Source organism: Citrobacter sp. Awk 4 (assembly GCF_028069725.1).
In the GTDB taxonomy this organism is placed as follows: Bacteria; Pseudomonadota; Gammaproteobacteria; order Enterobacterales; family Enterobacteriaceae; genus Citrobacter_D.
Genome location: NZ_JANEWG010000004.1, coordinates 111,855 through 126,723, shown reverse-complemented (window position 1 = coordinate 126,723; position 14,869 = coordinate 111,855). Strand labels below are relative to the sequence as shown.

The following is a 14,869-nucleotide window of genomic DNA, read 5'->3' as shown; positions in this document are numbered from 1 at the left end:
ACTGATGAGATCGGCTATTCTTTAGCGGGTTTTACGGCGCAGCAGTTTGAAAGTCACAAACAGGAACAGAACCCACACGGGCAGTAACATCGCCGACAGACGCATATCGTCGATCGTGCACATTAAAACCAGAATCATCGCCAAAAACGCGATACACAGGTAGTTCCCGGCAGGATAGAGAAGCGCCTTGAACTGCGTATCACGCCCTTTGCGGCGCATTGCCGCACGAAAACGCAGGTGCGCCAGGCAAATCATGATCCAGTTCAGCAGCAGGGTCGCCACCACCAGAGCCATCAACAAACTGAACGCTTTTTGCGGCAGCAGGTAGTTGATCAAGACCACCAGCGAGGTGACCGCCCCGGAAAGCAGTAGCGAGTTCACCGGCACGCCACGGTGGCTGACACGGGTTAAGAATTTCGGCGCATTGCCCTGAACGGACAGCCCAAACAGCATCCGGCTATTGGAATAGACGCCGCTGTTATAGACCGACAGCGAGGCCACCAGAATGACAAAATTCAACGCGGAGGCCACTATGTTGCTGTCCAGATTGTGAAAAATCATCACAAACGGACTGCTGTTCGATTTCACCTCTACCCACGGATAAAGCGCGAGCAGCACCACCAGAGAACCGATATAAAACAGCAAAATACGGTAAACCACCTGGTTCACCGCTTTCGGGATGCTTTTTTGCGGATCGCACGCTTCCGCCGCAGTAATACCAATCAACTCCAGCCCACCGAACGAGAACATGATCACCGCCAGCGAGAGAATTAAACCGTTCCAGCCAGTGGCAAAAAAGCCGTTATAACGCCAAAGGTTTTCGATACTTGCGTGCTCGCCGCCGCTACCGGAAAAGAGCATCCACAGCCCGAAACCGATCATGCCGATAATCGCCAACACTTTGATTAACGCAAACCAAAACTCCGTCTCGCCATACAGACGCACATTCACCAGGTTTACGGCATTAATAATAATGAAAAAGGCGGCAGCCCAGATCCAGGTCGGGACTTCGGGTAACCAGTATTGCATGTAAATACCGGCAGCCGTCAGCTCCGCCATGCCGACCAGCACAAACATCACCCAGTAGTTCCAGCCGGAAAGGAAGCCTGCGAACGGTCCCCAATACTTGTAAGCAAAATGGGCGAAAGAGCCAGAAACCGGTTCTTCGACAACCATTTCACCCAGTTGCCGCATAATTAAAAAAGCAATGATCCCGGCAACAGCATAACCCAGCAACACGGCCGGACCGGCCATCTGAATCGCTGGGCCAATTCCCAGAAACAGACCCGTACCAATCGCGCCCCCGAGGGCAATCAATTGAATATGACGGTTTTGCAACCCTCGATGAAGCGTCGGTTCACTGTTCGACGCGGCATCTGACGCACTGGTGTCAGATACAGTTGACGCGTTTTTCACGCCCTACCCCTGTGTCGTTTTTATTGAGGGGCTCCTTTTAACATTTCAACTTCGTTGTCGCAAGGCGCAATCCGACGGAAGTGAGAACGCGAAAACAGGCGTTTAAAACACCATTGCAGCCCTAATATTGCGGGAAACAGATAATTTTCATGAATTCCGGTGGACGAAAAGGCGTCGCAGACCACAGAATGCGTTTTAATATTTTTTCCGTATTTTCAAATGGGTGTCTCAGAACTATTCTCTGTCACTCATTTTTAAGCCATGCCAGGCCACAGTTTTCATGAATAAGATCATTAAACGGCTAGAGATCGTCAAAAGCGCCATTGAACTGGAAGATGAAGCGATCATCTGGCAGCAGCTCACGTACCTGAAAAACGACGATCTTGATGCCGCCATAGGGTCGATTGCCCACGCCCTTGAACAGAGACGTTTCAGCGACGCCCTGAGTGAGATTACCGCCTGGCTGGGTGCACAACGCGCGGTGTCGACATGGCAGGATCCGGTTATCGCAGCCGCCAAACTGGAACTGAAAGCGCTCGAATCCCAGTTACACGAACTGATCGACAAGCGTAATACCCGTATTCAGATCCTCGATGATTTTAATGATCTGTACCACCTCCGCCTTGGCCCATTAATGAGCCGCATTTTAGAATTGCGTAAACAACTGGCCGCCAGCGCGCAACGCAAGCAAGAGGCCGAACTCAGGCGCAGAGAAAAGGACTACCAATCCTGCCAGCAGTACATTTCACAGGCGATTGATCAACTGGCGACGCTCAAACGGCACTGGGTGAGTCTCAGTTCAACGTCCCGGGAAGCGGCAGAGGTGCGAAAACGTATTCAGCAACAGACCGAACTTATCACTGCCCTGCTGGCTGAAATTCGCGAACTGGAAAATGATTTTACCCGTCAGGAGGAGAGCGCTACTCGCCAGGCGCGCGAAAACGCAGATAACGAATATGCCCAATACCGGGAACAGCAGCAGGACGCACTGCATCGTCATGACCGGGACCAACAGCTCTCTGCGGATGAGCGTAACGAGCTTAAGCGCCTGTGGCGTCAGGCAAGCCGACTCTGTCATCCGGATGTCGTCGCCGACGCGTTGAAGGAAAAAGCGCATCAGATGATGGTTCAGCTTAACCAGGCTCGTCAGAATGCCGATTTGGCGGCCATTCGCGCGTTACTCGCCCAGCTTCATCAAGGGCTGGAACCCAGCATAGCTGGCGACGGGTTGAACAATCCCGAACACCTGCGCGCCAGAATAGAGCAGCTCAGAACGCAAATTGACGCCTTGCGAAAAGAGATTACTGAACTGGAGTCTGAAAACGCGTGGCGTCTTGCGACTTCCGTTCTGGATAAAGAGACCTGGCTATCTGAGCAAGAGCGCACCCTGACGGGCATCCGTGACACGCTGGAAGGGCAAATGAAACAGGCTGAGAAGGAGATTCAGGCAGGCTAAACCTCGAAAAGTCGCTACCTGCCAAAGCATTTTCTGGCAAGTTACATTTCGAAATTTAGCACAAATTGTTAATTTCAGATTAAAAAATCAAACAACATCAAAACATCAGAATAAAACACCAAAAATTAAACACAAAACAAGATTAACATCCAAAAATAGCTTTTCGCCCTCCGTTTTTCTCTTTTCCCCTCCACTTCTCCCTCAGTATGCCAGGAATTTTCTTAGCCACCGACACCCTAACAAAAACGTGACAACCATCACACTGAAATGTAAGGGCTCTTAATGAATTTCATCCTAATCACTTAGGATTTGGCTGTCTTTTGCCGATGAGTCACCAGACGTTACAGGCCATCCATAAGCGAAATCTATCAATCACACCCAGTGTACTGAAATAAACGATTTATCTTACATTTTGGCTAAGAGTAATATTCATCGTAATGAGTAGTTACAAATTCAATTAAAGACAGCGAATATCGAATAAATCAGGATGCCTGAACAGCGTTCAGTACGCGCACGAATATACGCCTGTATCCAACCGTATTTATAACGTGAGACAGACCCTTTTTTAATGGTTGAAAAAAGGGGCGATATGCTGCACCCAAATTCAAGGAGATCGTTATGCCAAAAGCTATTTTTTTAGGTGAGTCATTTCACACCTGGCTGGGCATGCGAAATATCCTGCGCGGCACAATGCTATTTGTTGATATGGAATTCCACTCCTCTCAAACACTTTCGGCGGGAAAAGAAATATCACGCAATGCGGATTATTTCATCATTAACCCAAGTGAAAGTGAGGCTTTAAAATACGCCGGAATTATCCGCGCCATGTCATTACGCCCTTCTGCGACGATCATCGTTTTAGCCGATGAAAACACATTCTCTCTCTTCCAGACCGTTTGCGGGATGCGCCTGGCGTTTCTGAATATTCGTGATTCCCTCGACGCCACCCTGCAAAAAATAACCAGTATTATCAATAATAAAAAGCCATGCCCGGCTAAACCATTAGCCAACCCAATGACGGTCAACGAGTTCAACGTGATGATGCTGTTTGCCCGCGGCTGGTCGCTTTCCCAAATCGCCGGAGCATCGCACAAAAGCGAGAAAACCATCAGCGCCTATAAAAGCAATATTGCCAAAAAGCTGGGACACAATAATACCCGACTGAAATATATGATTTCTCAGTATAGCCAGCTGTAGAACACTGGTTTAAGGAATGAATCACCAGATATTTTAATAACGCATCTTATCTTCACCACTTTAATTCCGCTTCGCCCGGAAGGACTTTCTATTTTCAAAAAATCAACACTCAGGCAGCACTCCGCGAGCCAAACACAGCCAACAACTCAACGTATTAACACATGCAAAACAGAAATGCAGATGAGGGTTATATATGAATAAGGTTTACAGCATTATTTGGAACGCGGCACTCGGTCTCTGGGTCGTCGTTTCCGAATTATCCCGTGGGAAGAAAAAAAGCAGCACGCGTAAATCTGTGAGCATCCTTGCCGCAACCGCATTAACCGGTGTATCCGTGGTCGCGTCTGCCGCCCCATTAATTGCCACCGGTAATCATGATATCTCCATAGATTTCAACACGCCGATCTCCGCAGGTGTGCACGACGGAGTCGATAACTACGGTTTCTTATATAAAGACCTGGACTCCCAAAAAGTGCTGAACATCAGCGGCGCTCTCCCTGACATTGAGTACGGTCAGAGTGGCGTCGTTGATTCCACGACTATCGCGGAACTCCTGAAAGCGGGAAAAATCACCCTGACGGGCACCAGCGCCGATGGTAAGACCACCTCGAAGATCACCACCGTCGACCAACTGTCTGGCTACCTGTTCCATTATCAATCCGCCATGCCTTCGCAAAACGTTGATTTCGGTATTTCCGATCCTGCAGACCCAGAGAATACGGCGTCGATCAAAGTGTTCGACACCAGTGATTTGGCGAACTTTCTTCAAGTTATGGATCTCGGTTCTGTCGTTTTAAATACCTACGACGCCAAACAGGTAAAGATTTATAAGCAGTTTGGCTTTGCTCTTGCCACTGATGGCGCAACAGCCAACCTGAACATTGGCGACGATACGCAGAATGCCAGCGCAAAGGCCAATACCATTGAGTTAATGGCCAAAGACTCCTCGCTGCTGGAAGCACAAAACGATAAGAGTCAGGTCAACTGGCAATCGGATAACTATGTCAGGTTTGGCGCAGCACCGGTCGTTCCCAGTAAAGAATTTAAGAGTGGAACGACAACCGATACCTTCGGCAACGACGTCACCATCATGACTTACGGCTATGACAAAGACGGCAATGTTGTCAAGGCCGGCAACCGGACCTTTTCGATTACCGATGTTGCAGGGTTAGCGGAATTCAATGACTGGTTGTTGGGCACCAGCAACGATGCAACCGTCTCTCCTGATGGCAAAAAAGTCAGCCAGATTCAGCTGTGGCTGGATGCTGGCGTCGTCACGAAAGTCTCTGATGCACAGGCAAAATATGCGTCGCTTATCGACGGCCTGCTGAATTCTGGCAAATCCTCCGACAGCATCAACTGGGATTACGACGTCTGGACCGACGGCCTTTCACATAATAACAATGCGACGGCGAGTAGCGGCGAGTTACATGCTGTTTACGCCAACGGTCAGGGAACCACCGGTACTATCCAGAAGGGCTCGATTCTGGCAGTTGACGGCAGCATCAATGGCGTCATGAAAGCGACTGGCGGCGGCACCATCAATAACCAGGGCGAACTCAACGCGTTACGTACCTCTGCCGGGCTGAGTCTGGCAATCGGTATGCTGGCCGATAATTCAACCGCCACCAACAACGGCATCATCAACTCCGGGCTGTTTATCGACAAGAACGGCAATCAGAATGTCAACAGCTATGGCGCGTATGGGATGCAGGGGCTGAATTCCAGTACCGTCACCAACAACGGCACCATCAATCAGGCCATTACCACGGATGACTATGGCACCGCCTCTGCCGCCGATCCCTGGAGCGACACCCGACCCAACACCTCGCTGACGCTGGCTATCGGGATGCAACTTTCCGGTGAAACGACCGGGGTTAACAAAGGGCAAATCAATGTCGTGGACGGGAGCAAAGATGGCAAGTCCTTTGGAAAAGGCACCGCCTACGGTGTTGAAGTTGATGGAAACGCCACGTTCGTCAACGAAAAAGGCGCCACCATTTCTCTGGGACGCGATGCCAACGATACGACTCAGAATGTGTTAATGCCTGGCGGTTCCAGCCAAAGCGCCGGGATCATGACCAAAAGCGCAGGCGATGTCACCAACCACGGTAACATCACACTCGGCACCGGCGTGCGTAATGCCGCAGGTATCCTGGTCGGAACCGCCACAGGTGATATTGTCAACACCGGCACCATTACGGTGAACGGTGATAAGTCCGGCGGTGTCAGCAAAAACTACGGGATATCCGTTCGCGACAGCGGTGCAGAGAACAATCAGGTCATCCGCAATGATGGTCAGATTAACGTTAACGGCACCGATAACGTCGGTATTCACATCAGCGCCACGAACAAAGAGGCTCAAGCCACCACCAGCGCCACTGGTACGATTACCGTCGCCGGTAAAGGCGGGACCACCGACCGTAACTATGCCGTTTGGGTTGAGGGGAACGATGCTAATCGCGCCACCGCCAATGTGAATTCTCACATCACGTTGCAGGAAGCCGGTAATATCGGCGTGCATGTGCGCGACAACGCCGTGGCCAACGTCGACAGCATCAGTAGTCCGACATTCAATAACACTGACCAGATTGGCTATTACCTGTTTGGTAAGGGTGCTACGGCCAATATTGGCGAAGCGGTGATGAATGACAACGGCCAGGCACGGACGACCATTTTCCGTATCGCCAAAGGCGCGATGTTTGACGGGAACACCACGAGCCCAGGCACTAATACCCCTTCCAATCTTGAACTGACCTTAAAGGGTGAAAATTCAACGGGCGTTCTCGCCACCGGTGTGGGCAGTACGGTGGATACCGGCGAAGCCACCTTCACAGTAGAAGGCGCTGGTGCCGCTGCCCTGATCATCGAAGGCGGAGCCATCGGGAGCATCAGCGATAAAACGACCATTACTTTGACCGGTACCGACACCACCGCCGGGATTGTCGACGGACAGGCGCATAAGTTAAATGGCAAAGACAACGACGGTTCGGCAAGGGACACCACGCTGACGTCCAACGCTAAAATCACCTCTGTCGCCGGTGGTAATAACGTCATTGCCTACGTCACGAAAAATCTGGGCAATCTGATTCTCGACGGTAAAGCGCTTATCGATCTCGCCAGCAAAAACAGCATCGGCGTCGATGTTCAACAGGGCGGGCGCTTTACCAACAACTCCACGTCTGTTTTGCATGTCGCCGATGGGATTGGCGTTCGCGCTTCCGGCAGCGATGCGCAGATTAAAAAGCTCGGCACCATTGAGGTAGATGATGGCACGGCAGGTGTTCTGTTAGCCAAAGACGCGCGCCTGAGCATCTCCTCTGGCACAGGCGGTCAACCCGACGCCATCACCACCAAAGGCACCGCCGACGGTATCCGTCTGGAAGCGGGCGCAGGTTCGTTGAGCGCACAGGGCGTTACGATCAAAGCGCTGGGAAGCGGTGCGGGGATCCAGAACAATGCAGAACGCTCAGACATTACCCTTAACGACGTCACCATCACCGCCAACGACGGTCCGGGTATCCGCACCAGCGTTGAGCTGAACGTAAAAGACGGCTCCAATAATAAACTGAACGTAACAGGCGCAGGCACCGGTTTTGCCTTTGAAAAACAAGATGGCACCGCCACTACTGGCAATCTGAACATCGGCACGGGCTACACCGTACTGGTGCATAACGACACCAACAACGCCACGGGTAGCGGGATCCTCGCCAAAACCAACGGCAATCTCACCACCAGGGCCAACATCACCGTTCAGGATACGACCGGTGGTTCAGCCATCATTGCCCAAAATGTCTCTGCGTTAGCCAACAGCGGCACCATTATCTCCAACAGCACCAGCGGCAAAGCCGTTATTGATGCCAGCGGTAATAACGGTAAATCGATCAGCAACAGCGGAACCCTTCAGGCGGCAAGCGATCGGGCGATTGCTATCCAGTCGGGTCTCGGCAATGACACCATCACTATCAGCGGTAAAACCGTCGGGATCATTAACACCGGTCGCGGTAGCGATAACTTTACCTGGAATCAAGGCACCTTTGCCGGTGAAGTGAATTTCGATGGCACCAACGGCAACAACAACGCGAAAATCGGCAACGTCTCTCTGAAAGAGACCCGTCATATCACCACCCAGGCGGGGAGCGGTAACGCCCTCACCTTCACCAATACACACGGTGATGCGGCCAAAATTGGCAGCCTGACGGCGGATAACCTCAGCACCGGCACCAATATTGGCGCTGGCTGGGATTCGTTAACCCTCACCGGCGCGCAGGCGGACATGCGTATCGTTGAAGATCTGAAGCTGAAAAGCGAAACCATTTCCGTCAACGATGGCGCGACGCTGCGCACGGGCGATCACCGTGAAACAAGCAGCAGCGCGGCAACGATCAACAATTACGCGGTAAACACCAGCGGTAGCGGCAGTCGGGTTATTTTTGATACCCTGGGTGACGGCGTCGGCGCACAGCAAGTGTATTCCGGGATTATCAGCGGCGACGGTCGCTTTGAACGCGCGGCTGGCGGCACCACCATTTTTACTGCCAACAACACCTATACCGGCTCCACCACCATTGATAATACCGGGACGCTTCAGTTAGGCGTTGGCGGCACCAATGGGGGAATTGCTGAAGTTTCCAGTATTCTTGATAACGGCCTGCTGGCGATTAACCGTTCTGACGACGTACGGTTAAATGGGGTCATTTCCGGGACTGGCGCGTTGCAGCAAATTGGCGACGGTACGACGCGTCTGAAAGGTGACAACACCTATAAAGGCCAGACCACGGTTGAAAAAGGTACGCTACTGGTCAATGGCGATCAGAGCGCGGCGACCGGTGCAACGGACGTCAACGGCAGTGCCACCCTGGGTGGGGTTGGCGTGATTGGCGGCGACGTCGCCATGAATAACAGCTCGATCATCAGCGCTGGCGATGGCGGCGCAGGTACACTGACCATTAACGGCAGTCTGAAACTGGGCAGCCAGACCACCTCCGATTTCCAGCTTGGACAAGCTTTTGTACCCGGCGGCGCGCGTAACGATTTGGTAGATGTTGCAGGCGACCTGAAGCTGGACGGTACGCTGAACGTCACCGAAAGCGCAGGCGGGCAGTTCGGCCCTGGCGTCTACCGCATTTATAACTATGGCGGCAGCCTGGACAACCAAACGCTGGATCTGGGAAGCGTGCCGAGCGGTCAGGATAAGAGCAATATTTTTGTGCAGACCATCCTGAAAAATCAGGTGAACCTGGTCAACGCCAACGGCGTCACCCTGCAATTCTGGGACGGACAAACCTCCGGCAGCAATCACGGTAAATCCGGTATTGAAGGCAACGGCGCTATCGACGGCGGCGACGGTAAGTGGATGGCTATCGGCGACAACGGCGACAACAACTGGACGCAACAAGACGGCAATGGCAACGCGCCGTGGGCGCAAAAAGCGTTCGCTGTCTTTACCGGCAAAGCCGGTACCGTTGAGGTGGATGACGCCGCAGGGAAAGTTGCGTTCTCCGGTGCGCAGTTTGGCACCGACGGTTACGTGGTCAAAGGCGATGCGCTGAACGGTTATGCCACCACCGCAGGCGGCAACGAACTGATGCTGCGCGTCGGCGAAGGTGCTGCTGGGGCTGACGTTACCGCAACCATCGAGTCGCGGATTCTCGAAGGCGACAGCGCCGATAAACTGACGCTGGTGAAAACGGATTTGGGTCGTCTGATCTTAAGCGGCGAAAACGAATACCGTGGCGGAACGCGCATTGACGGCGGTACGCTGCAAATCTCCAGCGACAAAAACCTGGGTCAGGCCGGTACAGGACTTACTATTAACAATGCCTCGACGCTGCAACTGGGCGCCGATCTGAGCACCGACCGGACCATCACCCTGGGCGCGAATAAAGATGCCGAGATCTTTGATCTGAACTCGCATCAGTTCACCCCAACTGGCGATATCACGGGCGCGGGTAAACTGAAGGTAACCAGCAGCTCCAGCACGGCGGGCAGTACCCTGACGTTTGACCGGGCCAACAGCTACCAGGGCACAACCGAAATTGCCGGGACCGGCAAAGCCAACAACGTCACGGTAAACGTCAGCAAAACCGGCGCATTCGGCAGCAACGCCAGCAGCACGGTGGAGATGAACAAAGGCGCTACGCTCAACGTCAGCGGCGCAGATACCAGTCTGCAATCGCTCACCATGAACATTGCAGACAGTCTGTTAACGCTGGCCGATACGGTCACCGCAGCCGGTTCAACCCTGAATTTAACCGAGAAAGCGAAAGCCATCTTCTCGCAACAGGCGACGGCGGAAAACGCCAAAATCAACCTGAACAGCGGTTCAACCGCAGTGTTTACCGACAACACCACCGCAGGAAATTCACGCATTGCCGTTTCCAGCGACAGCACTCTGGCGCTGCAGGATGACGCCAGCGGCGGCAACGCGATTGTCACCAACAGCGGGCTGATGACCTTTGCCGATAACGCCCTGGCGGAAATGGCCCAGGTGAAAAACCAGGCGGGCGGCAACGTCGATATTCGCGGCGTCAATAGCGCGACCTCTATCGGTTCACTTTCCGGCGCCGGTAACGTTGAGTTGGGCGATAAGCGTTTGTCGCTGGGCAATCTGAGTCTTGATGACACCATCAGCGGCATCATCAGCGGCACTGACGGCAGTCTGGTGAAAATTGGCGATGGTACGCTGACCCTAACCGGTGATAACACCTACACCGGCACCACGGACGTCGACCAGGGCGTCCTGCTGGTGAACGGGAATCAGTCTGCGGCAACGGGTCTGGTGACAGTGAAATCCGGCGCAACGCTCGGTGGTGACGGAATTATCGGCGGTACCGTTAATGTGGAAGACAACGGCCACATCACGGCGGGTGCCGCGCTGAATAGCGTCGGTAAACTCACCACCGGTGCTCTGAACCTGAGCGACAATTCCCAGCTGGATTATCAGTTCGGCCTGGCCAACACGCCGGGGGGCGCATTTAACGATCTGATCAACGTGAACGGCGATCTCACCCTCGACGGTAAGCTGAATATTGAAACCACACCGGGCGGAAGTTTTGACGTTGGGGTTTACCGCGTCATCAATTACACCGGCGCATTGACCAACAATGTGATGGATATTGCCAATGCGCCGGAAGCGGCAGACAGCCTGTACGTGCAGACCTCGGTCAAAAACCAGGTGAACCTGGTCAATCACGCCGGGCTCACCCTGCGTTTCTGGGACGGTACCGGCGGTGAAAACGGCGAGCTGAAAAACAATGGCGTGATCAACGGCGGTGACGGCATCTGGCAGTCCAGCAAAGGCAACGACAACTGGACCACCGACGAATCCACGCCGGAAGGCATTCTCAATGCGCCGTTCACCGACGCCGCATTTGCCGTCTTCCAGGGGGAAGCAGGCAATGTGACCGTCGATAACAGCAAAGGTGATGTGATCATCAGCGGGGCGCAGTTCGCCACTGACGGTTATCACGTAGGTGGTGAGGCGATTACCACCAACACGGCGAATACGCTGATTCGCGTCGGCGACGGCACCGTGGATGGCGCGAAATACATCGCCACCATCGACAGCCAGATCCGCGGCACCGGCGGTCTGAATAAGGGCGATTTGGGGACGTTGATCCTCAATGGCGACAACACCTACAGCGGCGGTACCACCATTACGGCCGGTACGCTGCAGGTTTCCGGTGATAAGAATCTGGGGGCGGCTGGAACCGGCATCACCTTTAACGGCGGTACGCTGAAATATGGCGCAGCCTTCAACACCGCGCGTCAGGTCACGCTGGAATCCGGCGGCGGCACCTTCGACACCAACAGCCACAATGTGGCGCTGTTGACAGACGTTGAAGGTAACGGTCAGCTCACCAAAACCGGTAAAGGGGTCTTAACGTTAACCCAGGACAACAGCTACACCGGTGGCACCACCATCGCACAGGGCACATTGCAACTGGGCACCGGCGGCAATATCGGTAGCATCCAGGGCGACATCGTTGATAACGGCGCATTAAATATCAACCGTGCCAATACCTATGCCATCAACGGCAATATCAGCGGTACCGGCCAGTTGCTGCAAACCGGTAGCGGTACGACGATACTGGAAGGTTCCAACAGCTATAGCGGCGTCACTCTGGTCGCCAATGGCGTACTGCAAGCCGGTGGCGAAAACACCCTGAGCGCGGCATCGCAGCACTATGTGTTTGAAGGTACGACTCTGAACACCCAGGGTTACAACCAAACGGTAGCGGGACTGGCTAACAACGGCGATGTTTCACTCCTCGGCCAACAGGTCGGCTCCACTTTAACCGTGAAAGGGGATTACAACGCGAAAGGCGGTACGCTGAAAATTGCGGCTTCGCAGGATGCGAGCGGCAACGGTATTGCAGACCGTTTGATCATCGACGGCGGTAAAGCGAGCGGGAGTACATTGCTGGATGTCGACGGTTCCGGGCTGGGCGCGCCGACCGTCGGCGATGGTATCGAAGTCGTTACCGCCCTGAACGGCGCTACCACCACCGCGCAGAGCACGCAGGACGCCTTCCATCTGGCCTCTGATCGTATGGCGGCCGGCGCCTTTGAGTATCAACTGCACGCCGGTAACGCACAGGGTCAGGGCGAAAACTGGTACCTCAGAAGCGAATACCGTCCAGAAACGATGTTGATCAACGGCCTCGCGAGCGTTGTACGCCAGGGTGATCTCAGCCTGCTGGGTAATATGCACCAGCGTATGGGGGATGATATCAAGCCAGGCATCGATGAAGACAACCGCGCCTGGGCACGGATGATCGGTTACTCCGGAAAAACCAAACTGGATGATGCGACGGGGACAGAAACCAGCAGCCACACCACCGGGATTCAGGTCGGCGCCGATCTTTACGGCGGCGCAAACTGGAAAGCCGGGGTTTACGCCAGCGTCCTGGATATCGACAGCAGCGTGAATGGCACCAAAGTTGGCAGCGCCGGTAAAGGCGGCAATATCGACGACAATGGTTTCTACATTGGCGGTTATGCCACCTGGTTCTCTGAAACCGGCATGTATGTTGATAACGTTCTGCAGTACGGCAACCATGATTCCCGCCTGGCAGCATCGGGTAATAGCGATTCGTACACCGTGAAAGGCAATACGCTGACGGCGTCAACCGAAGTGGGTAAACCGTTCCGCTTAGGCGCCAGCGCCTGGAGTCTGGAACCGCAAGCTCAATTGATCTATCAGTACAGTGACTTTGACGACAGCACACTGAATGGCTCAACCAAAACCAAGGTGAAAATGGATACGGCAGATTCGTTCACTGCCCGCCTCGGCGTTCGCCTGGTGGCGGATTACGATACGAATCACGGCAAAATCCAGCCTTACGGTCGTGTAAACCTGTGGCAGGGTCTGGGTTCAAAAGACAAAACGCACTTCAGCAACGCCGTAACGACCACGACACTGGAATCTTCTCAGCAGTATTCCAGTACCGAAGTGGCGGCCGGTATGACCTGGACAATTGACAGAGATCTGCAGGTCTACGGCGAATTGGGCACCCAATTCAGTAATGGCGGAAGTAAAGCTCAGGTTGAAGCGCCGATTAATGCCTCTATTGGCTTTAAAAAGATGTTTTAATCAACAGTAAAAATGAATATTCACCACCTCGAATAAGAAGTGGTGAACATTGAAAACCAAAAGCCTTCTGTTTTAGCAGAAGGCTTTTTTTATGGTCTGAATTGGGGGACGTGGCCGTTGCAGAATTGAACGATTAAGAACCTATCCCAACAGGCGTAATTGGCGTAGTCAGTTTGGACACGGACAGCGCGGAAAAACCGGAGCGTACACGGAGTACGTGAGGATTTGATTCGCTACGCTCACCCTTACGGGCCGCCCAGGGGCGTTCAAAGGTAAATCTTTGTGAGCACTACCCTGGGCCAAAATGACAAGTGAAATAGCCTAATGGGATAGGCTCTAATAATTGTATTGTGTTAACAGTGCGGGAATATGCTCTGCCGGGACAGGATGCGAAATATAATAGCCCTGCGCTTTATCGCAGCCAATGCGAATTAGCCTCTCTAACTGTTCTTTGCTTTCAACACCCTCAGCCAACACTTCAATACCAAAATCATGGGCTAACACAATAATACCTTCAACGATTTTGGCCGATTTTGTATCAGGCTCAATCTCTGCGACAAACGCTTTGTCGATTTTTAAAGTATCGAACGGATATTTCAGCAGATAATCAAGATTGGCATGTCCGGTACCAAAGTCGTCAAGGGACAATTTTACCCCCATCGCTTTAAGCGCAGACATATTCGTTGAGGCTACCAGACTGTCACGAATCGGTGCTGTTTCGGTGACTTCAATTTCGCAGCGACTGGCGGCAAGCCCTGAGAACGCCAGATTTCGCCTGACACGCTCAGGTAACTGGGGATCGCTGAGTTCCAGTGCGGAAATATTGATTGAGAGTGAAATATTTTCTGGCCATCGGGATGCGACATCCCAGGGTGGATTCGAAACCATCTCCTCAATAGAAGCGATACTGCCACTTTTTTCCAGCAGAGAAATAAAGATATCAGGAGAAATCATTCCCATGTCGGGACTATTCCAGCGCATTAATGCCTCAAATCCACAAATCTTTTGAGTATGTAAATTCAGAATGGGCTGATAGACCATATAAAGTTGACTGGTATTCAACGCTCCCTGTAGCGCTCTGAGGACTTCATTGGAATTAAACACCCTCCTCCTCCTTAAAGATACAGCTAAAAATGGCGATTCCCACCATATAAAAATGACTACGCACTCAGCCCTTATGAGTATAATTCAAAATCGTCTTG

The 14,869-nt window shown here is 52.9% G+C and carries 5 protein-coding genes; 3 read left to right on the top strand and 2 right to left on the bottom strand.

Going from position 1 to position 14,869, the window contains the following annotated elements:
• Positions 1-21: 21 nt before the first annotated feature.
• Entirely contained in the window at positions 22-1,416 is a 1,395-nt protein-coding gene (gene pheP, locus NNO04_RS02730) for a phenylalanine transporter (RefSeq protein ID WP_271443372.1), read from the bottom strand.
• Between the two features lie 280 nt (positions 1,417-1,696).
• On the opposite strand from pheP, the gene NNO04_RS02725 reads away from it, so the two are divergent.
• The 3 genes from NNO04_RS02725 (at position 1,697) to NNO04_RS02715 (ending at position 13,667) form a co-directional block, all read left to right on the top strand.
• Positions 1,697-2,872, top strand: a complete 1,176-nt coding sequence (locus tag NNO04_RS02725) for a DnaJ family molecular chaperone (RefSeq protein WP_271443371.1) — start codon at positions 1,697-1,699, stop codon at positions 2,870-2,872.
• 618 nt (positions 2,873-3,490) lie between these two features.
• The gene (locus NNO04_RS02720; protein ID WP_271443370.1) at positions 3,491-4,069 is read left to right on the top strand and encodes a helix-turn-helix transcriptional regulator; all 579 of its coding nucleotides are present in this window, start codon (positions 3,491-3,493) and stop codon (positions 4,067-4,069) included.
• Between the two features lie 193 nt (positions 4,070-4,262).
• The gene (locus tag NNO04_RS02715; protein WP_271443369.1) at positions 4,263-13,667 is read left to right on the top strand and encodes an autotransporter outer membrane beta-barrel domain-containing protein; all 9,405 of its coding nucleotides are present in this window, start codon (positions 4,263-4,265) and stop codon (positions 13,665-13,667) included.
• 336 nt (positions 13,668-14,003) lie between these two features.
• On the opposite strand, the gene NNO04_RS02710 is transcribed toward NNO04_RS02715, so the two are convergent.
• Entirely contained in the window at positions 14,004-14,771 is a 768-nt protein-coding gene (locus NNO04_RS02710) for a putative bifunctional diguanylate cyclase/phosphodiesterase (RefSeq protein ID WP_271443368.1), read from the bottom strand.
• Positions 14,772-14,869: the final 98 nt, after the last annotated feature.